Here is a 20494-nt window from a genome sequence, read left to right on the forward strand (position 1 = left end):
GCCTCTCGGGCCGCGGGCCGCCCTACCACCCCCGCCCGGGGGGGGGGCGGGGGGCGCGCGGGGCGGGCGGCGCCCAGCGCGTCCCCGGATCCGGCTGCGGGTCGATGCCCACGATCAGGCCGTCGCGCAGCAGGGAGGCGATCACGGCGGTGTTCTGCGACCACAGGCGGCCGTCGGGGCGGCGCAGGGCGATCTCGACGTCGGCGTGGACCCAGCCGTTGGCCTGGGGGCGCACGCGCATCAGGCTGATATCGACGCCGGCCATGGCGAACTGGCGCTCGAAATAGCCGCGGGCGGCCTCCATGCCGACGACGTCGCCGCCTTCTAGGATGTTGGCGAAGGCGATGTCGGGGTGCAGCTGGGCCACGACGGCCTCGAGATCGCGTCGCCGCGTCGCGTCGAAGTGCCGGGTCAGCAACACTTCAGCCTTGGCCATGCCTCACGTCCCGTCTCGCTCTTCGGCGACATCCATGCGCGCCACCCGACCCTCATGGAAGGTGTAGATATGTCGCACGCAGATGTCGGACCAGAGACGTCCCTGAAGATTGCGCACGGTCTGGTTCGTCGAGACCGCGACCCGGCCGTCGTCCAGCGGGATGAATTCCATCGGCGCGGTCTCGACCTGCACGATCGCGTCGCGACGGGTCCAGAAGTCGCGCATCGCCTCCAGGCCCACGACCCGGCCGCCGACGAACTGATCGGGCCAGTCGACCGCGGGGTCGAGCTCGGCGACGAAGGCCTCGAAATCCCCGCGGTTGAAGGCCGCGTAGAGCCGGGTCAGCAGGGCGATGCGGGCGGGCATGGCGAGGCGGTCTCGGACGGGTCAGGGAGCGGGCTTGTAGCCCGTCTCCACTTTCAGATAGGCGATCAGGTCGACCCGGTCCTTGGGGTTGGCCAGGCCCGCGAAGGTCATCTTGGTACCGGGCAGGGCGGTGCGCGGGTTGGCCAGCCAGTGATCCAGGTGCTCGGCGTCCCAGGCAAAGCCCGCGCCCTTCACGGCGTCTGAATAGCTGTAGCCCGGGTGCGAGCCGGCCTTGCGGCCGAAGACGCCGTAGAGGTTGGGGCCGGTCATGTTGGGGCCGCCCTGCGTGATGGTGTGGCACGAGCGGCAGAGGGCGAACTTGCTCTGGCCGTTCAGCAGGTCGCCGGTGTTGTAGGGCGCGGGCAGGGCAGCCAGGGCGGCGGCCTTCTCGGCGTCGGTCGGCGGCGGCGTCGCGGGCGCGGCGGCGACGGTGTCGCTCGACGTCTCGCCGCCGGGCGAGCAGGCGGCCAGGGAAACGCACAGCATGGCTGCCGCGACGACGGAAAGGGTACGCATCACAATCCCCGATAGGCGTTATGTCGCAAGGCTTGCGACGCCGCGCCGCATTCAAATCCAAGCCGGTTTCTGACCCGTGAATTCATTGTGGAACGACGTTATTCGGTCAAGGTCTCGCCGCAGTGTTTTGGGCCTCCCTGCGACAACGCACGCTATCTAGCGAGATTCCCACGGGAAATGTGATTTCGAGAACCGTGGGTATGCACGGAAGAATTTGACCGTCGTTAACCATGATTCTACCCAAGAGAGGCGGGGGCTGATCCCGCGCCCCGAAAAAGAAGCGGAAAGCGTCATGGACTGGAACGAGGAACGTACCGCCACGCTCAGGAAGCTGTGGCTTGAAGGGTTGAGCGCCAGCCAGGTGGCTCGCCAACTGGGCGGCGTCAGCCGCAGCGCCGTCATCGGCAAGATCCACCGCCTGGGCATCACCGCCCGCGAAACGCCGATCCGGCCGCGCACCGTGGCCGTCCGCGTTTCCCGCCAGGCCCCGCGCACCCGCGCCGCCGCCCCGGCCCAGGCCCGTCCGGCGCTCCGCCCGCAGGTCGCGGTGATGGAAGACCTGACCCCCACGGCCGGCATTCTCGACCTGTCGATGCACTCGTGCCGCTGGCCGATCGGCAATCCGGACGCCGGCGACTTCGGCTTCTGCGGCCGCGAGACGATGAGCAAGCGCGCCTCCTACTGCCCCGACCACACCCAGGGCGCCTTCCGTCGCTTCCGGTCCCCCTCCGAGATCGACGCCTGGACCCGCCAGAGCCTGCCGCAGGAACGCCGCGTCCTCTGACGCGTCCCGCTCTTCAGACCTTCAAGCCTCTCAAGCCCTCTCAAGAGAGACATCCCATGATCCTCATCGAGAACGCCGCCGGCAGCAGCCAGGTGATCACGATCATCGAAGAGTTCGCCGGTCACTCGATCTCGCGCGACCTGCAGCCGGGCGACGCCGCCCGTATTCCGGTCGGTCAGTTCAAGTCGATCGTCGTGCGTGAAACCTACCCCGAAGACTGGATGAGCCGCGTACGCAGCCGCCAGGCCGCCGCCGCCTGAGACCCTAAGGATCGATCTTCGCGGAACAGCGCGCTCGCCCGTAGGGAGGCTTGAGCCGGCGCTGAGGATTGCGAAGCCGATCTTGTAAAAGCGTTTAAGTACGAGCCCCGCGAGCCTCCGGTTCGCGGGGCTTGTCTTTTGTGGGCCCTGAGTTCAGCAGCCGCCTTCGGCGATCGCCGCCAGGCGGGCCTCGCCCAGCACCGCGCCGGCGCCGCCGCCGTCGCCGGCTACCGGTTCCAGGGTCAGGCGCAGGCGGGCCTTGCCGTCGCCCAGGCCCTGGCGGTCGACGCGGAAACCGAAGCTCTGGGGCGGATCGCCCTTGCCGGTCGAGAACGGCGCCTGCGGAAAGACGGCCGTGCGGCCCAGGGTCTGGACGCCGCCGTTGGTGACCAGGGCGAAGACCAGATCCACTTGGCCCGAGCGGGGCGGGGTGTAGCCGTCGAGACGCGCGACCAGTTGCAGGCCGGGGCAGCGTTCGGCGGCGGCGTCGCGCGCCAGGATCCTTTCGGCCGGGCGGCCGACCGCGGCGTTGGCGGTCGGCGCGGCCGAACAGGCGGCGAGACTCCACGGCGCGGCGAAGAGGGCGGCGGCGAGGGCGAGGAAGCGCGACATGATCCTGTCTCCGCCCCGACGCTGCGCGCCGCCTGTGGTCAAACGATGACGACTTCGACCTTGGCCGAGGCGATGGCCGCCGGGACGGGCGCGCCCGTCTGGCTGTCGACCGCCTCCAGCCGCACCCGGATGTCGTCGCCGGTGGAGACGCCGGCCGCGGCCAGGGCCTGCAGGGTCTCGGTCAGGTCGGCCGAAGCTGAGATCCCGCCATCGCCGCCGTGACCGGCATGGGCGCCCGAGCCGAAGAAGCCGATGGTCGTGACATAGCCCGGATCGCTGGCCTCGCGGCCGCCGCCGCCATTCGGCCCATCGACATAGACCTTGACCTCGACATTGTCGGACGGCGGGGTCAGGCCGCTGATCAGGGCCACGGCGCGCGAGCCGAGCAGGGCCAGGGGCGTGGCCTCGGTTTGCGGCTTGGCCACCGCGGCCAGGGCCTGGCGATCGCCGCCGCCGGCCGCGCTGGCCAGGAACTGCACGCCGGTGTCGCTGGTGCGCTTGCGGGCCGCCAGCGAGCGGACGCCCAGGTCGGCCGCCGCGCCGGCCGAACCGCGGGCGAAGATCTGGGTGATGCGCTGGTCCGACAGCCGCCGGACGGGCGCGGCGGGAAAGCGGAGCGGCGAGGAGCCGTAGGTGTAGCCCAGGGCCGTGACCTGCTGCACCTGGTTGGGGGTGGTCGACCACCAGCCGCCGCTGGGGGTCAGGTAGTTGTTCTGGAAGACCATGTTCTGCCAGAGACTGTCCTGGGTGTTCTGGCGGCCCAGGCCGTTCCAGCGCCACCAGATGCGGTCGATATTGCCGTGGTGCATCTGGAAGATCGGGTCCATCGGCGAGCGGGGCGAGGGCATCCAGCCGCCCAGCCGCACGTGGATGGTGTTGTGCGGCGTCGCCTCGAGCACGCCTTGAGTACCGGTGCGGGTGGTGATCCAGCTGGGAGCGAGGCTGTTCTGGCCGGCCGGGCGCGAGGTGCCGAACAGCTCGTAATTGGTCTCGCCGTAGATCCGGTTCATCACCGTCGGGCCGACGATGTCGTCGGTGAGGACCACATTGTTGTTGCGCGTCGGCTCGTACAGCGAATTGGGCTGGCCGTTGTAGGTGGGGTCCGAGAAGGCCTGGGGCACCTTGCGGTTGGCCGACCAGTCCCAGTAGGGCATGGCGAACTGCCGATAGCCGGTGACCGCGCGGATCATCCGCTCGTACATGGTCACGTAGCCGCGGTGCCAGGGCAGGAAGTACCAGTTGCCGTGCGGGCACTTGTTGAAGCCCGCCGAGGTGCCGTGGATGTTGGCCATGTCGGTCCAGGTCGGCAGGGCGCCCGGCGTGCGCGCCTTGAGGATCCGCACGCCGTCGCGTAGGGCGACGACGACCGGGTCGTTCAGCTTCAGCGAATTGATCTCGCGGCGCACCGGCACGGTCGCGGCCAGGGCCGAAAGGCCCGGCGCGGCGCCAGCGAAAACGGCGACGCCGCCACCGCTGACCAGCTTGAGCATGTTGCGGCGCGAGGCCATGGCCGTTCCCCCCGGTTTTGGATCCGTTGGACTCGACTATGGCGAAATATCCGGGAAATGCAATTTATGCGCGTCTATCCGGCATGGTCCTGGGCCGTGGCGCGGATCAGCTCCGACAGCAGGGTCCGGCCACGCGGCCAGGCCCCGTGGCCGGAGTCGACATTGATGTGGCCGGCCCGGCCCAGGTCGACGAAGCGCGAGCCCCAGCCGCGGGCGAAGGCCTCGGCGCGATCGATGGCCACATAGGGGTCGTCGCGACTGGCGACCACCAGGCTGGGGAAGGGCAGGCGGCTGCGCGGGATGGGCGAGAAGCCGATCAGCAGGCGGCCGGCGGGGCCCTCGCGATTGACGTCGGCCGGCGCCACGAGCAGGGCGCCTCGGACGCCGCGTCCGCCGGTCACCTGGGCCAGGTGGCCGACCAGGGCGCAGCCCAGGCTGTGGGCCACCAGGATCGCCCCGGGGCGGCTGCGCACGGCCTCGGCCAGGCTGATGGTCCAGTCGCCGAGGGTGGGTCGCTCCCAGTCGGTCTGGTCCACCCGCTCGGCGTTGGGCAGGGCGCGCTCCCAATGGCTCTGCCAATGCTCGGGACCGGAGTTGTAGAGGCCGGGCACGATCAGGATCGGCGGATCGTCGCGGGAGGCGGCGGACGGCGCGCCGTCGGTACGCGGCGGCTGCGGAAAGGGCGGCGAGGCGAAGGACATCGCTAAACTCTTCAAGACGGAGGCCGCCGAAGCGGCTTTGGTCCGCTTTTCGCTCTCGCGGACCGCGTGGAGCAATCCAGATCAATTCAATAGGAATTGAGAACTGCTGATGACACCATGCTGGCAGCAGTCCGCGTTGCCCTTCCGGCGCGGAACGCCCAAGCTCCGGGTTCGTTGTGGTCACCAGTCCGCGCGCGCGTTCGCCCGCGCGGGCCGTCCTCGCCAGGAGCGTGCATGAGTCCCGACGACACCCTGGTCCTGGCTTCCGTCGCCCAGGCCGCCGCCGACAGCCCGCTGGCCCGCTTCCGCGCGGTGCGGGAGAGAACCGAAACCCTGGCCGCGCCGCTGTCGCCCGAGGACCAGGCGGCCCAGTCCATGCCCGACGCCAGCCCGACCAAGTGGCACCGGGGGCATACGACCTGGTTCTTCGAGACCTTCCTGCTGGCGCCGTTCCAGCCGGGCTACAGGCCCTACGATCCGGCGTTCGGCTATCTGTTCAATTCCTATTACGAGGCCATGGGCCCGCGTCAGCCGCGTCCGCAACGGGGCCTGCTGACCCGGCCGTCCTGCGTCGAGGTGGGGGCCTATCGCCGCCACGTCGATGCGGCCATGGCCCGGCTGCTGTCGGGTCCGCTGTCGCCGGAGATGCTGGAGCGGCTGGAGCTGGGCCTGGCCCACGAGGAGCAGCACCAGGAACTGCTGGTGATGGACATCCAGCACCTGTTCGCCCAGTCGCCGCTGCAGCCGGCCTATCGCGAGCGCCCCGACGTCCCGCGGCCGCCGGCGCGCGGTCTGGGCTATGTCGGCTTCGAGGGCGGGCTGGCGACGATCGGCGCCGACGAGGGCGGCTTCGCCTTCGACAACGAGCGGCCGCGCCATCGCGTGTTCCTCGAACCCTTTCGCCTGGCCGACCGCCTGACCACCAACGCCGAGTGGCTGGGGTTCATGGAGGACGGAGGCTACGAGCGGCCGGAGTTCTGGCTGTCGGACGGCTGGGCCATGGTCCAGGACGAGGCCTGGGACGCGCCGCTCTACTGGCGTCGGGAAGAGGACGGCGCCTGGACCGAGTTCGGCCTGGCCGGCCGCCGTCCGCTCGACCTCGCCGCGCCCGTCGTCCATGTCAGCTTCTACGAAGCGGCCGCCTTCGCCGTCTGGTCCGGCGCCCGCCTGCCCACCGAGGCCGAGTGGGAAGTGGCCGTGCGGTCGGACGCCCGCCTGCGGCAGATGTCGGGCGAGACCTGGCAATGGACCGCCAGCGCCTATGCGCCTTACCCGGGCTTCCGCCCCGGGGCCGGGGCGCTGGGCGAGTACAACGGCAAGTTCATGGTCAACCAGATGGTCCTGCGCGGCGGTGCGGCGGCGACGCCGCCGGGCCATGCGCGGGCGAGCTATCGCAACTTCTTCCATCCTGGGCAGCGCTGGATGTTCGCCGGCGTGCGTCTGGCCCGCGACGGCGCGGGAGGGCGTGAGAGAGCCATGGACTCAGAGTTCCGGAAAGACGTGCTGGCGGGCCTGGCCTCGAGCCCCAAGAGCCTGCCCAGCAAGTATTTCTACGACGCCGAAGGCTCGCGCCTGTTCGAAGAGATCACCGAGCTGCCGGAATACTATCCGACCCGCACCGAGACGGCCTTGCTGCGCGCGATCGCGCCGGAGATCGCCGCCCGCATCCCGCAGGGCGCGGCGATGATCGAGTTCGGCAGCGGGGCCAGCACCAAGACCCGGATCCTGCTGGACGCCGCGCCGCAGCTTGCGGTCTACGCGCCGATGGACATCAGCGCTTCGGCGCTGGATGCGGCGGCGGCGGCGATCCGCGCCGACTATCCCGGCCTGGAGGTCGCGCCCGCGCTCGGCGACTTCACCCATCCGCTGGGCCTGCCGGCGGCGGCGCGGGGGCGGCCGACGGTCGGCTTCTTCCCCGGCTCGACGATCGGTAATTTCCCGACGGACGAGGCGGTGGCCTTCCTGGAAGCGGCGCGCCGCCTGCTGGGGCCGGACGCGCTGTTCGTCGTCGGGGCCGACATCGCCAAGGGCGAGGACGTGCTGATCCCGGCCTATGACGATGCGGCGGGCGTGACGGCGGCGTTCAACAAGAACCTGCTGGTCCGCGCCAATCGCGAACTGGAAGCGGATTTCGACCTCGACGCCTTTGCGCACCTGGCGGTGTGGAACGCGGTCGAGAGCCGCATGGAGATGCATCTGGTCAGCCTGGAGGACCAGGTGGTTTCGGTCGCTGGCAAGGCCGTCGCCTTCCTGGCCGGCGAGACCATCCACACCGAGAATTCCTACAAGTACGAGCCGGCGGCCTTCGCGGACATGGCGGGCCGGGCCGGCTGGCGGGTCGAGGCCCGCTGGATCAGCGAAGATCCCGCCTTCGGGGTCTTTGCGCTGAGGTCCTGAACAGGCGTCCTGAACAGGCAATAGCAAAGTCGTGGCCGGCCACTCGATAGCGGACAGCCCAAGAGCCCGGATCGGCAGACCGATCCGGGCTCTAAGATCCTGATACGTGCGGCGCTACGCTCGGCTGCGTCGCCCGTCCCCCCCTAGATCGCGGCATTGCTAGAGGTCGCGTCCGCCGAGGCGGCCGCCGCCACGCGAAGAGGAGCCGCCCTTGCGGCCGGCATTGGCGGCCAGATCGCGATCCTTGGCGAAGCTTCGTTTTTCGCTGGGGACGCTTGCGCCGCCCTTGCGAGCTATCTCGCGGCGACGCTCCGGGTCCATGGCGGCGAAGCCTCGGCGGCCACGGGGCCGTTCGCTGTCGAGGTCCATGTCTTGCTCCTAGTCGGGACTGGTCACGGGAGGGAACGGAGCCGGATTGGCGCCATAGGGCCGGTCGTCGCCCGGCTGCACCGGGGGCGGCTGCGACGGAACTTCGTCGGGCGTGGAGCCCGGCGGATCGTCCGGCGTTTGCGGCTCGAGAGGCGGCGGGGCGGTGGGATCGGTCATGGCGTCTTCCGGTGTTCCGGTGAAGTAACCGGTGAAGTCGCGTTCGGTTTCACGCAGCAGGCGAGACAAATGCATCGGCAAGGACGATTGTCGTGCGGAACGTTAGGTTGAGAGTGATGCGCAAGACGACTGCGAAATCCGAAAATACCTCACTCTTTACAAGGCATTGGAAGCTCGGGGCGGGCTTCCTGGCGGGGCTCTTGGGGTGGGTTTTGGCCCGCCGAATGAATCTGCCCGGAAGCACGCATATTTTGATCGGCTGGGACGTCGGCGCCGCGATTTACGGCGTTTTGCTGTGGCGTCTGTTCCTCACCGCCGACGAGGCCAAGCTGCGGGCCAAGGCCGCGGCCGAGGACGAAGGGCGCTCGATCATGCTGCTGATCGTGCTGGCGGCGATCGCCGCCAGCTTGGCCGCGGTGGTGGCGGCGATGATCGGCGCGCGCTCGGCGACGGCGTCGGTCAAGGACCTGACGGCGGCCTGCGCGGGCGTGACCCTGCTCTTGTCATGGATCGTGCTGCACTCGGTGTTCGTGCTGCACTACGCCCACCGCCATTTCGGCGAGGGAGCGGGGAAGGGCGGGTTCGGCTTTCCCGGCGAGCCGGCCCGCACCTACAAGGACTTCGTCTACCTGGCCTTCAGCATAGGGGCGACCTTCCAGGTCTCCGACAACGACGTGCGCACCGGGGCGCTGCGCAACCTCGTCACCGCCCATGCGGTGACGGCCTATTTCTACAACACCGCCATCCTGGCCCTGGGGATCAACATCATCGCCGGGGTCGTCAGCGGCTAAGGCGGCTTAGCCGCGAGGCGGGGGACCGCCGCGGCCGCGACCACGACCGCCCTTGCCGCCGCGATCGTCGCCTTCGCCGTCGAGGATCTTCTGCATGGCGGTCTTGGGCAGCTCGGCCAGGGTCAGGCGTCCGTCGCCGTCCTTGTCGAGCAGCTTGAAGCGCGAGGCGGCGGCCTTGGCCTCCTCGTCGCGGGTGACGCGGCGATTGAAGTCGGCGTCGGCGCCCATGACCGGCTGCGGCTCGGCCAGCAGGGCGAAGGGCGTGGCGCCCAGCAGCATGTTGCCCAGGCCGTTGGGACGCCGGCGCGGGCCGTCGCCGCCCGGACCGCCGTCTTCACCGCCGGAGGGCGCTTCCATCGCCTGCTGCGGCATGGCCGAGGCCTGGACGATCTCCGGCGCGATGGTCCGCTCGTAGGTCGAGACCTCGAAGCCGTCGAGCACGCCCGACTTGTCGGTGTCGAGGCGATCGAAGAAGCGCAGGGAGTCGGCGACGAACTCGGCCTTGGTCAGGGCGCCGTCGTGATCGGCGTCGGCGCCGGCGAACCAGGCCGCGACGGGATAGGGCTGGCCGCCCTCGGCGCGGAACGGCTCGCCCGCCGGGCTGATGAACACCTGCTTGCCGCCGCCGCCCGGACCGCCGGGGCCGCGAGGACCGCCTTCGCCAGGAGGCGGGCCGAAGCCGGGGCGACCGCCGGGTCCGCCCTGAGGACCGCCCGGAGGGCCGTCGGACGGCCCGCTGGCGCAGGCGGCGAGCGACAGGGCGGCGATGGCCAGGAAGGGCAGGGCGCGTGCGGTCATGGAAGAACTCCTTCCCGTCGCTTGAAGCGGCGCCGCATTGCGCTCTGATGTCGGCGACGCAACAGTCCTGCTCGTGCTTAGGCCGGAAGGGTCACGCGCGCGCGCAGCCCGCCTTCGGGGCGGTTGGACAGGGACACGTCGCCGCCGTGGGCGCGGGCCAGGGAGCGGACCACGGCTAGGCCGAGGCCGATGCCGCCGGTTTCGCGGTTGCGTGAGGGCTCGCCGCGGAAGAACGGCTCGAACACCCGCTCCAGCTCGGCCGCCGGCACGCCGGGGCCGTCGTCGTCGATCTCGATCACGGCGCAGTCGTCCTCGCGATAGACCCGGCCGCGGGCGGAGCCGCCGTACTTCAGGGCGTTCTCGACCAGGTTGGTGACCAGGCGCTTGAGGGCGATCGGGTCGCCCTCGACGACGATCTTCTGGCTGTCCTCGGCGACGGCGTTTCCGCCGGTCTCGGCGGTCTCGTCCATGACGCTTTCCAGCAGGGAGGCCAGCTCCAGCTTGGTGCGCTCGGCCTCGCGGCTGGTGTCGCGCACGAAGGCCAGGGTGGCCGAGATCATCGCCTCCATCTGGTCGATGTCGGCTTCCAGCTTGGTGCGGACCTCTTCGGGCGCGGCCTCGATGCGGAATCGCAGGCGGGTCAGGGGCGTGCGCAGGTCGTGGGCGATCGCGCCGATCATGGCGGTGCGATCCTCGACATAGCGGCGCAGGCGCTCCTGCATGTTGTTGAAGGCGCTGGAGGCCGCGTTGACCTCGGCCGAGCCCGACAGGCTGAGCGGCGGCGCGCGCGGGTCCCGGCCCAGGCGCTCGGCGGCGGCGGCGAAGGCTGTGATCGGCCCGGCCAGGCGGCGGGCGAACAGCCAGGCCAGCGGCGAGACGGCCAGCACCGACAGGGCCAGGATCAGCAGGATGCGCTGCTGCCAGCTGTCGAAGCGGAAGGTGGGCTTGGGCTCGACGACCAGCCAGCCTCCGTCGGCCTGACGGACGCCCAGCTCGAAGTCGCCGAACAGGAAGGGCTCCTCGCGCATCATCGCCGCCAGGCGCTCAGCCTGGGAGGACGCACGCAGGCCGGGCGGCGGGCCGCCGATGCCGTCCGGTCCGCCCGGGCCGGGGCCAGGGCCAGGCCCGGGGCCGCGCGGACCGCCGGGCTCGCCGGACGGCGGCGGGGGAGGGGTCTTCTGCCGCTGGGTGCGCACGAAGAAGCGCGGGCCGTTGTCGGTGAGGATCGAGATCCGATCGACCGGCACGCCGAGGTCGCGGCCGACGGCGGCCTTGAACTCGGCCCGGCGCGGGGAGTCGTCCGCGTCGAGCTTCATGGCCGAGCGGTGGCGGATGACCAGCGGCCGGCCGTCGCGCGCGTGCACGGTCTGGCCGCTCTTCACCGTCCGGACGATCTCGCTGAGGCGATAGAACTCCGGCGGCGGCGGCGGCAGGGTGAAGATGACCGCGATGGCGATCAGCTGCGCCGCCACCAGGGTCACGATCACCAGTCCCAGGGCCTGGGCGAACAGGGGGGCGCCGCCACGCCCCGGGACCGCTAGTCTCATGGCGTGCGGGTGACCTTGGGCGTGAACATGTAGCCCTCGCTGCGGATCGTGCGGATCAGTTCGCCGCCGCCGCCGTCGTCGAGCTTGCGGCGCAGGCGGCTGATCTGGACGTCGATGGCGCGGTCGTAGGCGTCGCTGTCGCGGCCACGGGCCAGGTCCAGCAGCTGGTCGCGGGTCAGGACGCGCTGCGGGCGTTCGACGAAGGCGCGCAGCAGCGAGAACTCGCCGCTCGACAGGTTGACCACCACCGACTGCGGCGAGCGCAGTTCGCGGCGGACCAGGTCCAGGCGCCAGCCGGCGAACTCGCAGGCCGCGCCCATGGTGTCGTCGCTGGAGCGCGGCTCGGCGCGGCGGCGCAGAACGGCGCGGACGCGGGCCAGCAGTTCGCGCGGGTTGCACGGCTTGGGCAGGTAGTCGTCGGCGCCGAGCTCGAGGCCGACGATGCGGTCGGTCTCCTCGCCCATGGCCGAGAGCATGATGATGGCGGGACCGTCCTGCGCCGCGAGGCGGCGGCAGATGGCCAGGCCGTCTTCGCCGGGCAGCATGACGTCGAGCACGACGAGATCGACGGGGCCCTTGGCGAGCGCCTGTTCCATAGTGCGGGCGTCCTGAGCCGCGTCGACGACGTAGCCGTGGCGGACCAGGAAGTCGGAGACGACGTCGCGGATGCCGGGATCGTCATCGACGATCAGGATGCGGGCGCCGGCGCCCTTGGTGGTGTCCGCGGCGACGGCGGACGAGGCTGTGGTCGGGGAGGTGTCCATATCGTTGGTCCTTTCATGCCCCTGTCACCGTCAGATTTCACGCTTGCAACAGCCGCGCAACCTGATCGTGACTCCCTAGCGTCAAATCGCCACGGAGCTTTTCCATGAACCGACTCGTTCCCGCCGTCCTGGGCCTGTCCCTGCTGGCCGCCACGGCCGTCCACGCCCAGCCTGGCCAGGGCGGTCCCGGCGGCATGCGCGGCCCCGACGCCGACGGCGACGGCGCGGTGACCGCCGCGGAGTACGACGCCTTCGCGCTGCAACGCTTCGAGCGCTTCGACGCCAACAAGGACGGGGTGATCGACGCGGCCGAGATCGACGCGATCAAGAAGCGTTTCGAGGAGCGCGAGGGCCAGGGCGGCGGCGGTTTCGGCGCCCGGATGCTGGCCCAGCTGGCGGCGCAGGACGCCGACAAGGACGGCAAGATCACCAAGGACGAGGCCCTGGCCGCGGCCCGCGACCAGTTCGCCAAGTCCGACGCCAACAAGGACGGCAAGCTGACCGGCGACGAGTTCCGCATGGGACCGCCGCCGCAGCGCTAGTTCGGGGCTCGCGGACGCCGGCGGCTCGTCCTTCGACAAGGTCGGGATGAGCCGCCAGGGGTGTCGGTGGAGGGGCGCGCCCCGAGCCTGTCGAAGGGCGGGGGTCTGCCCGTTCCGGAAATGTCTTGGAATATCAGCCCGGCGAGCGGTTCACCGGCGCCGCGTAGCCGGGGCCCTTCATGGCGGCGACCGCGCGGTCGCCGACGAAGGGGTTGTTCCGCCGCTCGGCCCCGAAGCTCGACATCGGGCCATGGCCCGGCACGAAGCGCACGTCGTCGCCCAGCGGCCACAGCTTGCCGGTGATGGCGTCGATCAGGTCCTGGTGGTTGCCGCGCGGGAAGTCGGTGCGGCCGATCGAGCCTTGGAACAGCACGTCGCCGACCTGGGCGAACTTCATCTCGCGATGGAAGAAGATCACGTGCCCCGGCGTATGGCCCGGGCAGTGCAGGACCTCGAACTGCGTCTCGCCCAGGGTGACCACGTCGCCGTCCTCCAGCCAGCGGTCGGGCACGAAGATGCGGGCCTCGGGCACGCCGTACATCTCGCCGCTTTCCTGGATGCGATCGATCCAGAACTGGTCGTCCTTGTGCGGCCCCTCGATGGGAACGCCGGTCCTGGCCTTCAGCTCGGCCGCGCCGCCGGCGTGGTCCATGTGGCCGTGGGTGATCCAGATCTTCTCCAGGGTCAGGCCCTGCTCGGCCAGGGCCTTGAGCAGGCGGTCGACCTCGCCGCCCGGATCGATGACAGCGGCCTTTTTCGTCCTGGAGCACCAGACGATCGTGCAGTTCTGCTGCAGCGGCGTGACCGGGGCGATGACGGCGCGGATCGGCGGTTCCTGGCTCACGGCGAACTCCAAACGAAAACGGGCGGGACCCGAAGATCCCGCCCGCTCTGAACTAGAGACTACCGTCTCGAGATCAAGACCGTTCCTCGGGCGAACCCGGGGCCGGAGCGCCCGGCATCGGCGGAACCGAGGTGCCCGGCGCCTCGACGGCCAGTTCCGGCACGTCGGTGAGGCCGCGGCCCAGGTGGCTCTTGCGGATGCCGTAGGCCAGATAGATCACCAGGCCCAGCGCGCCCCAGATCGGCAGCACCAGCATGGCTTCCAGCGGCAGGTTGAAGTAGAGGGCCGCGCAGCCGACCATGGCCAGCGGGGCCACGACCCAGATCGCCGGCGTCTTGAACGGACGCGGACGGTTCGGATCCTTCACCCGCAGCACCATCACCGCGATCGCCACCATGAAGAAGGCGAACAGGGTGCCGGAGTTGGAGATGTCGGCCAGCTGGCCGACCGGGAAGAAGGCCGCGGCGATGGCCACGAACACGCCGGTGACCATGGTCACGATGTGCGGGGTCTTGAACTTCGGGTGGATGCTGGCGAGCTTCTCCGGCAGCAGGCCGTCGCGGGCCATGACGAAGAAGATGCGGGTCTGGCCGTAGATCATCATCAGGATGACCGAGGGCAGGGCCAGGTTGGCGGCCAGGCCGAGCAGGTTGCCGACGACGGGCCAGTTGATCTCGCGCAGCACGTGGGCGAGGGCTTCGTTCGAGCAGACCAGGCGGTCGCTGTTGGCGGCCAGCGAGCAGGCGGCCTGGAAGGCGGCCGAGCCGGGCTGGACGGCCGAGCCGTCGGCGCCGAGCACCGGCTGGGCGCCGATCGCGCCGATCGCGCCGGAGGCCACCAGCAGGTAGAACACGGTGCAGAGCGCCAGGCTGCCGATCAGGCCGATAGGCACGTTGCGCTGCGGGTTCTTGGTCTCTTCGGCGGCGGTCGAGACCGCGTCGAAGCCCACATAGGCGAAGAAGATCGAGGCCGCGGCGCCGACGATGCCCATGCCGGTGGTGCCGTGCGGACCGAACCAGCCGTTGGGGGCGAACGGCGAGAAGTTGCCGCTCTTGATGGCCGGGATGGTCAGGATGATGAAGGCGGTCAGGGCGGTGACCTTGATGGCCACCAGCACGGCGTTGACGCGGGCGCTCTCGGTGGTGCCGACGACCAGCAGGGCGGTCACGGCCAGGGCCACGATGATCGCCGGAACGTTGACGATGCCGGCGCTGAAGTCGGCGACCGGGATGAAGCCGTTCATCGACCAGGCCGGACCTGCCTTGAGCAAGACGGGCCACTGGAAGCCCAGCGCGTTCTCGATCAGGCCGAGGAAGTAGCCGGACCAGCCGGCCGAGACGGCGCTGGCGGCGACGGCGTATTCGAGGATCAGCGCCCAACCGACCATCCAGGCCAGCGGCTCGCCCATCACGGCGTAGGAGTAGGTGTAGGCCGAGCCCGAGACGGGGACCATCGAGGCCAGTTCGGAGTAGCAGAGCGCGGCGATGGCGCAGACGGCGCCGGCGATCACGAAGCTCCAGATCATCCCGGGGCCGGCCTTCTGGGCGGCGGCGGCGGTCAGAACGAAGATCCCGGTGCCGATGATGGCGCCAACCCCCAGCAGCGTCAGCTGGATCGGTCCGAGCGAGCGATGAAGGGATTTTTTCTCAGCCGTCGCTAGGATCGCATCAAGCGATTTTACGCGCCACATAGTTCCTCCTGGATAGGCAAGACTCCCCCCCGGGGGTCGCCTTTAGAAAATTTTGCGGACGGTGACCCGTTTATGAGCATGGGGTCAAGGCCGCGCCTCCGAAGCGCGTAAATGTTCTCCTCGCCCAGGCGTCGTCCAGTGCTGCTTGGCGTTCATCCCCAGCCCAGCTAAAGCCGGCGCGATGCTGCCCATTTTTCAGGCCATTCCCGCGCTCAAAGGCGCCCTGCAGGATCGCGAGACCGCCGTTCTCGTCGCGCCGCCCGGCGCGGGCAAGACCACGGCCGTGCCCTTGGCGCTGCTGGACGAGTCGTGGGTCGGGGGCGGCAAGATCGTCATGCTGGAGCCCCGGCGCCTGGCCGCCCGCGCCGCCGCCGCGCGCATGGCCCAGACCCTGGGCGAAAGCGTCGGCGACACGGTGGGTTTCCGCGTGCGCCTGCAGTCGAAGGTGTCGGCCCGCACGCGGGTGGAAGTGGTCACCGAGGGCGTCTTCACACGGATGATTCTCGACGATCCGGGCCTGGACGGCGTGGCCTGCGTGATCTTCGACGAGTTCCACGAGCGCAGCCTCGACGCCGACCTGGGCCTGGCCCTGGCGCGTGATTCCCAGGGGCTGCTGCGCGAGGATTTGAAGATCCTGGTGATGTCGGCCACGCTGGACGGCGCCCGCGTCTCGGCCCTGCTGGGCGATGCGCCGGTGGTCGAGAGCGAGGGTCGGATGTTCCCGGTCGAGACCCGCTATCTGGGCCGCGACGATCGCCTGCGGCTCGAAGAGCGGGTCGGCCGCGCGGTGGAGCGGGCGCTGACCGAGGAGACCGGCAGCGTGCTGGTCTTCCTGCCCGGCCAGGGCGAGATCCGCCGGGCCGAAAGCTGGCTGGCCGAGCGCCTGCGCCGGCCCGACGTCGACCTGGCCCCGCTCTACGGCGCGCTGGACCCGGCCGAGCAGGACCGCGCCGTGCAGCCCGCCCCGGCCGGCCGCCGCAAGGTGGTGCTGGCCACCTCGATCGCCGAGACCAGCCTGACCATCGAGGGCGTGCGGGTGGTGATCGACGCGGGCCTCTCGCGGGTGCCGCGCTTCGACCCGTCCAGCGGCCTGACCCGGCTGGAGACCGTGCGCGTCGCCCGCGCCGCCGCCGACCAGCGCCGGGGCCGGGCCGGCCGCACCGAGCCGGGCGTCTGCTACCGCCTGTGGGACGAGCCGGAGACCCGGGCCCTGACGCCCTTCGCCCGGCCGGAGATCCTGGAGGCCGACCTGTCGCGCCTCGCCCTGGATCTCGCCCGCTGGGGCGCCAAGGACGCGGATGGTCTCGCGTTCCTCGACCCGCCGCCGCGCGCGGCCTTCAGCGAGGCGCGGTCGCTGCTGACCCGCCTGCAGGCCCTGGACGCGGCCGGCGGGCTGACGGCCCACGGCAAGGCGCTGTCGAACATGCCGCTGGCCCCGCGTCTGGCCCACATGGTCGCCCGCGCCGCCGCCTCCGGCCAGGCTCACCGCGCTGCCGAGATCGCCGCCGTGCTCAGCGAGCAGGGGTTGGGCGGGCGGAGCGTGGATTTGCGCCAGCGGCTGGAGGGCTTCGGCCGGGACCGCACGCCTCGCGCCCGCGACGCCCGGGCCCTGGCCGAGCGCTGGTCGCGGCAGGCGGGAAAGCCGAGCGGCGCCGATCCCTTGGACGACGCTTTGCTGCTGGCCGAGGCCTATCCCGAGCGGGTGGCCCGGGCGCGCGGCAAGCCGGGCGAATACCAGCTGGCCAGCGGCCGCGGCGTCTATCTGGAGCCGACCGACGCCCTGGCCCGCGAGACCTGGCTGGCGGTGGGCGAACTGGGCGGGGGCGACGCCCGCGACCGCATACTGCTGGCCGCGCCGCTGGACGAGGACGCCTTGCGCGCCGCCTTCGCCGATCGCCTGGTCGCCGAGGACCGGCTGGAGACCAGCGGCGGCGGCAAGCTGCGCGCTAAGCGCCTGCTGCGCCTGGGCAAGCTGGTGGTCGACGAGAAGATCATCGACAAGCCCGACCCCGCCCTGATCGCCGCCGCCCTGGCCGGCCAGGTGCGGGCCGATGGCCTTGCGGCCCTGAGGCTGGGCGAGCGGGGCAGGGGACTGCTCGACCGGGTGGCCTTCCTGCGCGCCAATGACGGCGAGCTCTGGCCCGACCTGTCGGAAGCGGCCCTGGTGGCGCGGCTGGACGAATGGCTGGAGCCGCTGCTGGCCGGCCGCTCGTCGCTGGCCAGCCTCGATGAAGGCACGCTGGAAGCGGCGATCAAGACGCTGGTCCCGTGGGACATGCAGGGCAAGATCGAGGCCCAGGCCCCGGCGCGCTTCACCGCCCCGACCGGCTCCAGCTTCGCCATCGACTATGGCGCGGAAGGCGGTCCCCGCGTCGAGGTGCGGGTGCAGGAGCTGTACGGCGTCGCCGAGCACCCGGCCGTCGCCCACGGCAAGGTCCCCCTGACCCTGGCCCTGCTGTCGCCCGCCCACCGCCCGATCCAGATCACCAAGGACCTGCCGGGCTTCTGGAAGGGCTCCTGGCGCGAGGTGAAGGTCGAGATGAAGGGGCGCTATCCGCGGCATGTGTGGCCGGACGATCCGGCCAGCGCTGCGCCGACGACGCGGGCGAAGCCGCGGGGAACGTGAGGCGACGATCGCGCAGGCCCTTAGATCGGCCTGTAGAACGCTCTATTGCGCTTGATCGACGGTCAGCGTCGTTTTCACGCCAGCCTCCGGAGCGCCGTCCATACGGGCGCGGCGATCGGCTTCCTTTTGCTTGTCCTTCTTGGCTTGATCATGATGCCACTTGATCGAGAAGAACATGCCGACGCCCAGCACGATGATCTTGAGTGGGAAGAAAACGATAGGAAACCAGTTTTCCCAGTCCACGACTTCACTCCACCAAGATTTTCGAAAAACGCCGCGTGTCGCTATTCTGAAGCGTGGGCTGTCTATCAATTTTGTCCGTTCAGGTGTCGTGGACAAAGTGTCCAATCGCGCCAGTCAGTCTGGCGCTGGCTTCCACCTCGGAGCGAGTGCGGGCTGGGCGCTGGAAGGGAACGCTGGAATAGGCCTCGGCGCGCCTCACGGCCCCGCCAGGAACGGCCGTCGCCCACGGCAAGGCCCACTTGATCCTGGCCCTGCTGTCGCCCGCCCACTGCCCGATCCAGATCACCAAGGACCCTGCCGGGCTTCTGGAAGGGCTCTTGGCGCGAAGTGAAGGTCGAGATGAAGGGCCGTTACCCGCGGCATGTGTGGCCGGATGATCCGGCGCGCCGCGCGACGACGCGGGCTAAGCCGCGGTGGATTAGGGGGGGGCTATTGTGGATCGCAGCGTCTGCCATTGAGTGCCTGCGCCTGTATTATATTGTGCTTTATTGCAAAGCACAGGAACGTCGATACCGACGCCGATCTATATGCAAATGCCGGCGCAGATCCGACACAAACCGTGTGGAGCAGCTATGGAAGCCCCAGATCCTGATATTACCAAGGTCGCCGGTCAGATCGCCGCTGATACTGCCAAAGATCTTCGTGGTGCGTTCGAAAGATTGTTTGGCGACGCGTGGAATGAACTCGGGCTATCAATTGCGGATCGCGCGAAACTTCACCGTTTTGAGAATCTTGTAAAAATTTTGAGAAAGGTAGAGCGTATCGCTCTTGCCGAGGGTTATGGTCCAGAGCAATTGAAGGCATTGCCGTTTGGCGACGCAATACGCATCACTGAAGCTGCATCCCTAGAGGAGGACGACGACGTTCAAGAAATGTGGGCGCGGTTAATAGCGAAAGCTAGTGCGCCTGAAGGAGGCTTTCCCATACAGAAGGTTTATATAGAACTCCTGAAATCCCTATCAGGCCCCGAAGTGCTGCTCCTCAACCTGATCTGGAGCTTTCGAACGTCAAAATTCGATAATCGGGAGGAGTTGGTGGCCTTCAACGAGGCAGCCGAAGCGGCGGCGGAAGCCGGGTGGCGAAAAGTGCCGTCGCAGTTACAGTCTGCATCTATACAGAACCTTCAACGTCTCCGGTGCATTTTCCTGCCTGCTGAGCGCTTATCCGCAAGCGGTCTTGTCGCTAAAATGCCAAATGAGCTGATCGAAAACCGCTTTGGCAATTGGTCCCTTGTTGATGCGAAAAAGTTCGATGCGTTGCTGACGCGCGTCTCTGAGCAACTCGCTGTGATTGGCGGCTCCAAGGAGCTCTCCACTGCGAGACGTGACGCCCAATGGGGCTACCATCAATCTAAAGTTCAAGAGCTGAGATACGGGCTTACGTCACTTGGCAGCGCCCTGATGGAGGCATGTAATTCAATTGATGGCGCAGTCAGCGCTGATCATAATGCGGATGAGGATTAGAGCGCGCTTCCAGGCGATTTTCAGCGAGTATGGGTGCTGCGGGCGGTCTCAATCAAATTATTTACTAACAAAAGCTTAGACACTTGGTGGTGTTTTCGGGTTTCGGGGGCGCTTTTGTTCCGTTTTTTGTAGTTCAGTTTGTTTCTGCCAGTGCCTTTTTAGCGCCTCATGTTCTGCCGTTCGATCTGCTTGATCGTAGATATCTGCTTTTATACGGCTGGATCCCTGTGCAATACGCTGCCAATCTTCTCGTATCTTCTTGAGATGAGTCGATATTTGGATGAGCGGGTCGTTATTTTCCAGTTGAGACATGCCTTCGTAGTGCGAAAAATTATATTTGTACCGAAGGGATTCTGTTTTTATATCGGTGGGTGCTCGCTTCCATCGAGCTTCAATTATATATTCTAGGCCTTTTATTTTTTCATATTCGCAAAGAAAGCTTGATAGAGACTGTCCGGGCCTGAGGACGCTGATTGCTTGAAAAGGTATTGGTTGGTCACCTCGGACTTCTCCGTTGTCTAACGGAGGGTCGAACGAGAGCTCTACATCGTAGGCTGCTGCGTTACCTGCGTTCACCACTTTCAGGTCCACATACATCATGGCCCACGCGTTTGGTTCTATAGTCGCGACCACATGGGGCTGGGCCGCTTGATCGGCCATTCGCTCCGTTTCTTTTGCCAGTACCTTTGTCACGCGCCACAACGCGACTGTTGCCCCTGCCGTTACAAGAGCCATAAGCACTTGAGCCCAGGCTAAGGCATTAGCCGGTGTAAACCAGTCCATAAGAACGATCTCCCCCATCGCAAGCAGGGCGAGCTATTGGGCCATGTCAATCCAACATCCACAACCGCCAAATTTTGTCGTTCGAGCCATACTCTGTCGGGAATGACTGGTGTTTCGGTGGCCTTCTCTAAAATGTGGAAAGGCAGGAGGCAGACCCGCCACCTCCCTCTCCCCCGCAACAAACCACCCCGCCAGCCTTGCCTTCAACGACACCTGCGGTGCATGAGGAACCCCTGAAACGGCGAGGCCTGCTTCGCCGCCCGCACTAACCGGCCTT

Annotated in this window: 22 protein-coding genes and 1 pseudogene; 8 read left to right on the forward strand and 15 right to left on the reverse strand. The window is 68.5% G+C overall.

The features are described from left to right. Positions 1 to 22 precede the first annotated feature (22 nt). Genes I4Q42_RS17130 through I4Q42_RS17140 form a run of 3 tightly spaced genes read right to left on the reverse strand, consistent with a single transcriptional unit; the run spans position 23 to position 1318 of the window. Complete coding sequence (locus I4Q42_RS17130) at positions 23 to 436, reverse strand: nuclear transport factor 2 family protein (RefSeq protein WP_198577312.1); 414 nt, start codon at positions 434 to 436, stop codon at positions 23 to 25. A gap of 3 nt (positions 437 to 439) precedes the next feature. Further along, complete coding sequence (locus tag I4Q42_RS17135; RefSeq protein WP_198577313.1) at positions 440 to 802, reverse strand: nuclear transport factor 2 family protein; 363 nt, start codon at positions 800 to 802, stop codon at positions 440 to 442. 21 nt (positions 803 to 823) lie between these two features. After that, positions 824 to 1318: a c-type cytochrome gene (locus I4Q42_RS17140; RefSeq protein WP_198577314.1), complete on the reverse strand. Its 495-nt coding sequence runs from the start codon at positions 1316 to 1318 to the stop codon at positions 824 to 826. 292 nt (positions 1319 to 1610) lie between these two features. Here I4Q42_RS17140 and I4Q42_RS17145 point away from each other — a divergent pair, with 292 nt between their 5' ends. Continuing rightward, the gene (locus I4Q42_RS17145) at positions 1611 to 2102 is read left to right on the forward strand and encodes a GcrA family cell cycle regulator (RefSeq protein ID WP_198577315.1); all 492 of its coding nucleotides are present in this window, start codon (positions 1611 to 1613) and stop codon (positions 2100 to 2102) included. A gap of 56 nt (positions 2103 to 2158) precedes the next feature. After that, positions 2159 to 2362: a hypothetical protein gene (locus I4Q42_RS17150; RefSeq protein WP_198577316.1), complete on the forward strand. Its 204-nt coding sequence runs from the start codon at positions 2159 to 2161 to the stop codon at positions 2360 to 2362. Between the two features lie 153 nt (positions 2363 to 2515). Here I4Q42_RS17150 and I4Q42_RS17155 read toward each other — a convergent pair whose 3' ends face one another. The 3 genes from I4Q42_RS17155 to I4Q42_RS17165 form a co-directional block, all read right to left on the reverse strand. Continuing rightward, positions 2516 to 2974, reverse strand: a complete 459-nt coding sequence (locus I4Q42_RS17155) for a hypothetical protein (protein WP_198577317.1) — start codon at positions 2972 to 2974, stop codon at positions 2516 to 2518. 38 nt (positions 2975 to 3012) lie between these two features. Further along, complete coding sequence (locus tag I4Q42_RS17160; protein WP_198577318.1) at positions 3013 to 4482, reverse strand: tyrosinase family protein; 1470 nt, start codon at positions 4480 to 4482, stop codon at positions 3013 to 3015. A gap of 74 nt (positions 4483 to 4556) precedes the next feature. After that, positions 4557 to 5183 (reverse strand): alpha/beta hydrolase, encoded by a 627-nt coding sequence (locus tag I4Q42_RS17165; RefSeq protein WP_198577319.1) that lies wholly within the window; start codon positions 5181 to 5183, stop codon positions 4557 to 4559. Between the two features lie 234 nt (positions 5184 to 5417). On the opposite strand from I4Q42_RS17165, the gene egtB reads away from it, so the two are divergent. Continuing rightward, complete coding sequence (gene egtB / locus I4Q42_RS17170; RefSeq protein WP_198577320.1) at positions 5418 to 7580, forward strand: ergothioneine biosynthesis protein EgtB; 2163 nt, start codon at positions 5418 to 5420, stop codon at positions 7578 to 7580. A gap of 159 nt (positions 7581 to 7739) precedes the next feature. Here the strand turns inward: egtB and I4Q42_RS17175 are convergent, their stop codons facing one another. After that, complete coding sequence (locus tag I4Q42_RS17175; RefSeq protein ID WP_198577321.1) at positions 7740 to 7949, reverse strand: KGG domain-containing protein; 210 nt, start codon at positions 7947 to 7949, stop codon at positions 7740 to 7742. A gap of 9 nt (positions 7950 to 7958) precedes the next feature. After that, positions 7959 to 8201 carry a hypothetical protein gene (locus tag I4Q42_RS17180; protein WP_198577456.1) on the reverse strand — a complete coding sequence of 81 codons (243 nt, stop codon included), beginning with the start codon at positions 8199 to 8201 and terminating at the stop codon, positions 7959 to 7961. 176 nt (positions 8202 to 8377) lie between these two features. Here I4Q42_RS17180 and I4Q42_RS17185 point away from each other — a divergent pair, with 176 nt between their 5' ends. Further along, positions 8378 to 8917, forward strand: a complete 540-nt coding sequence (locus I4Q42_RS17185; RefSeq protein WP_232793242.1) for a DUF1345 domain-containing protein — start codon at positions 8378 to 8380, stop codon at positions 8915 to 8917. A 6-nt stretch (positions 8918 to 8923) separates the two neighbouring features. Here I4Q42_RS17185 and I4Q42_RS17190 read toward each other — a convergent pair whose 3' ends face one another. From I4Q42_RS17190 to I4Q42_RS17200, 3 genes are all read right to left on the reverse strand, one after another. Next, a complete protein-coding gene (locus I4Q42_RS17190; protein ID WP_198577323.1) occupies positions 8924 to 9715 on the reverse strand; it encodes an EF-hand domain-containing protein in 792 nt (263 codons plus the stop codon). A gap of 77 nt (positions 9716 to 9792) precedes the next feature. Further along, complete coding sequence (locus tag I4Q42_RS17195; protein ID WP_198577324.1) at positions 9793 to 11262, reverse strand: ATP-binding protein; 1470 nt, start codon at positions 11260 to 11262, stop codon at positions 9793 to 9795. Next, entirely contained in the window at positions 11259 to 12026 is a 768-nt protein-coding gene (locus I4Q42_RS17200) for a response regulator (RefSeq protein WP_198577325.1), read from the reverse strand. The genes I4Q42_RS17195 and I4Q42_RS17200 overlap by 4 nt, the downstream gene beginning before the upstream one ends. Positions 12027 to 12130: 104 nt before the next feature. Between I4Q42_RS17200 and I4Q42_RS17205 the strand changes: the two genes are divergently transcribed. Next, complete coding sequence (locus I4Q42_RS17205) at positions 12131 to 12568, forward strand: EF-hand domain-containing protein (RefSeq protein WP_198577326.1); 438 nt, start codon at positions 12131 to 12133, stop codon at positions 12566 to 12568. Between the two features lie 133 nt (positions 12569 to 12701). Here I4Q42_RS17205 and I4Q42_RS17210 read toward each other — a convergent pair whose 3' ends face one another. Continuing rightward, entirely contained in the window at positions 12702 to 13412 is a 711-nt protein-coding gene (locus I4Q42_RS17210) for an MBL fold metallo-hydrolase (RefSeq protein ID WP_198577327.1), read from the reverse strand. Positions 13413 to 13485: 73 nt separating this feature from the next. After that, positions 13486 to 15102, reverse strand: coding sequence for an amino acid permease (locus I4Q42_RS17215; protein WP_198577328.1), 1617 nt, complete (start codon positions 15100 to 15102; stop codon positions 13486 to 13488). A 181-nt stretch (positions 15103 to 15283) separates the two neighbouring features. Here I4Q42_RS17215 and hrpB point away from each other — a divergent pair, with 181 nt between their 5' ends. Next, on the forward strand, positions 15284 to 17728 hold the full coding sequence (hrpB, locus tag I4Q42_RS17220) for an ATP-dependent helicase HrpB (protein WP_198577329.1): 2445 nt from the start codon (positions 15284 to 15286) through the stop codon (positions 17726 to 17728). A 42-nt stretch (positions 17729 to 17770) separates the two neighbouring features. Here hrpB and I4Q42_RS17225 read toward each other — a convergent pair whose 3' ends face one another. Then, the gene (locus tag I4Q42_RS17225) at positions 17771 to 17971 is read right to left on the reverse strand and encodes a hypothetical protein (protein ID WP_198577330.1); all 201 of its coding nucleotides are present in this window, start codon (positions 17969 to 17971) and stop codon (positions 17771 to 17773) included. Positions 17972 to 18186: 215 nt separating this feature from the next. Here I4Q42_RS17225 and I4Q42_RS26655 point away from each other — a divergent pair. Both I4Q42_RS26655 and I4Q42_RS17230 read left to right on the forward strand, forming a co-directional pair. Then, positions 18187 to 18385, forward strand: a pseudogene (locus I4Q42_RS26655) (ATP-dependent helicase C-terminal domain-containing protein); the annotation flags it as partial. A gap of 158 nt (positions 18386 to 18543) precedes the next feature. Then, on the forward strand, positions 18544 to 19434 hold the full coding sequence (locus I4Q42_RS17230; protein ID WP_198577331.1) for an Abi-alpha family protein: 891 nt from the start codon (positions 18544 to 18546) through the stop codon (positions 19432 to 19434). Between the two features lie 75 nt (positions 19435 to 19509). On the opposite strand, the gene I4Q42_RS17235 is transcribed toward I4Q42_RS17230, so the two are convergent. After that, complete coding sequence (locus tag I4Q42_RS17235) at positions 19510 to 20217, reverse strand: hypothetical protein (protein ID WP_198577332.1); 708 nt, start codon at positions 20215 to 20217, stop codon at positions 19510 to 19512. Between the last annotated feature and the right edge of the window lie 277 nt (positions 20218 to 20494).

This window comes from Caulobacter hibisci (genome assembly GCF_016135805.1).
Classification (GTDB): domain Bacteria; phylum Pseudomonadota; class Alphaproteobacteria; order Caulobacterales; family Caulobacteraceae; genus Caulobacter; species Caulobacter hibisci.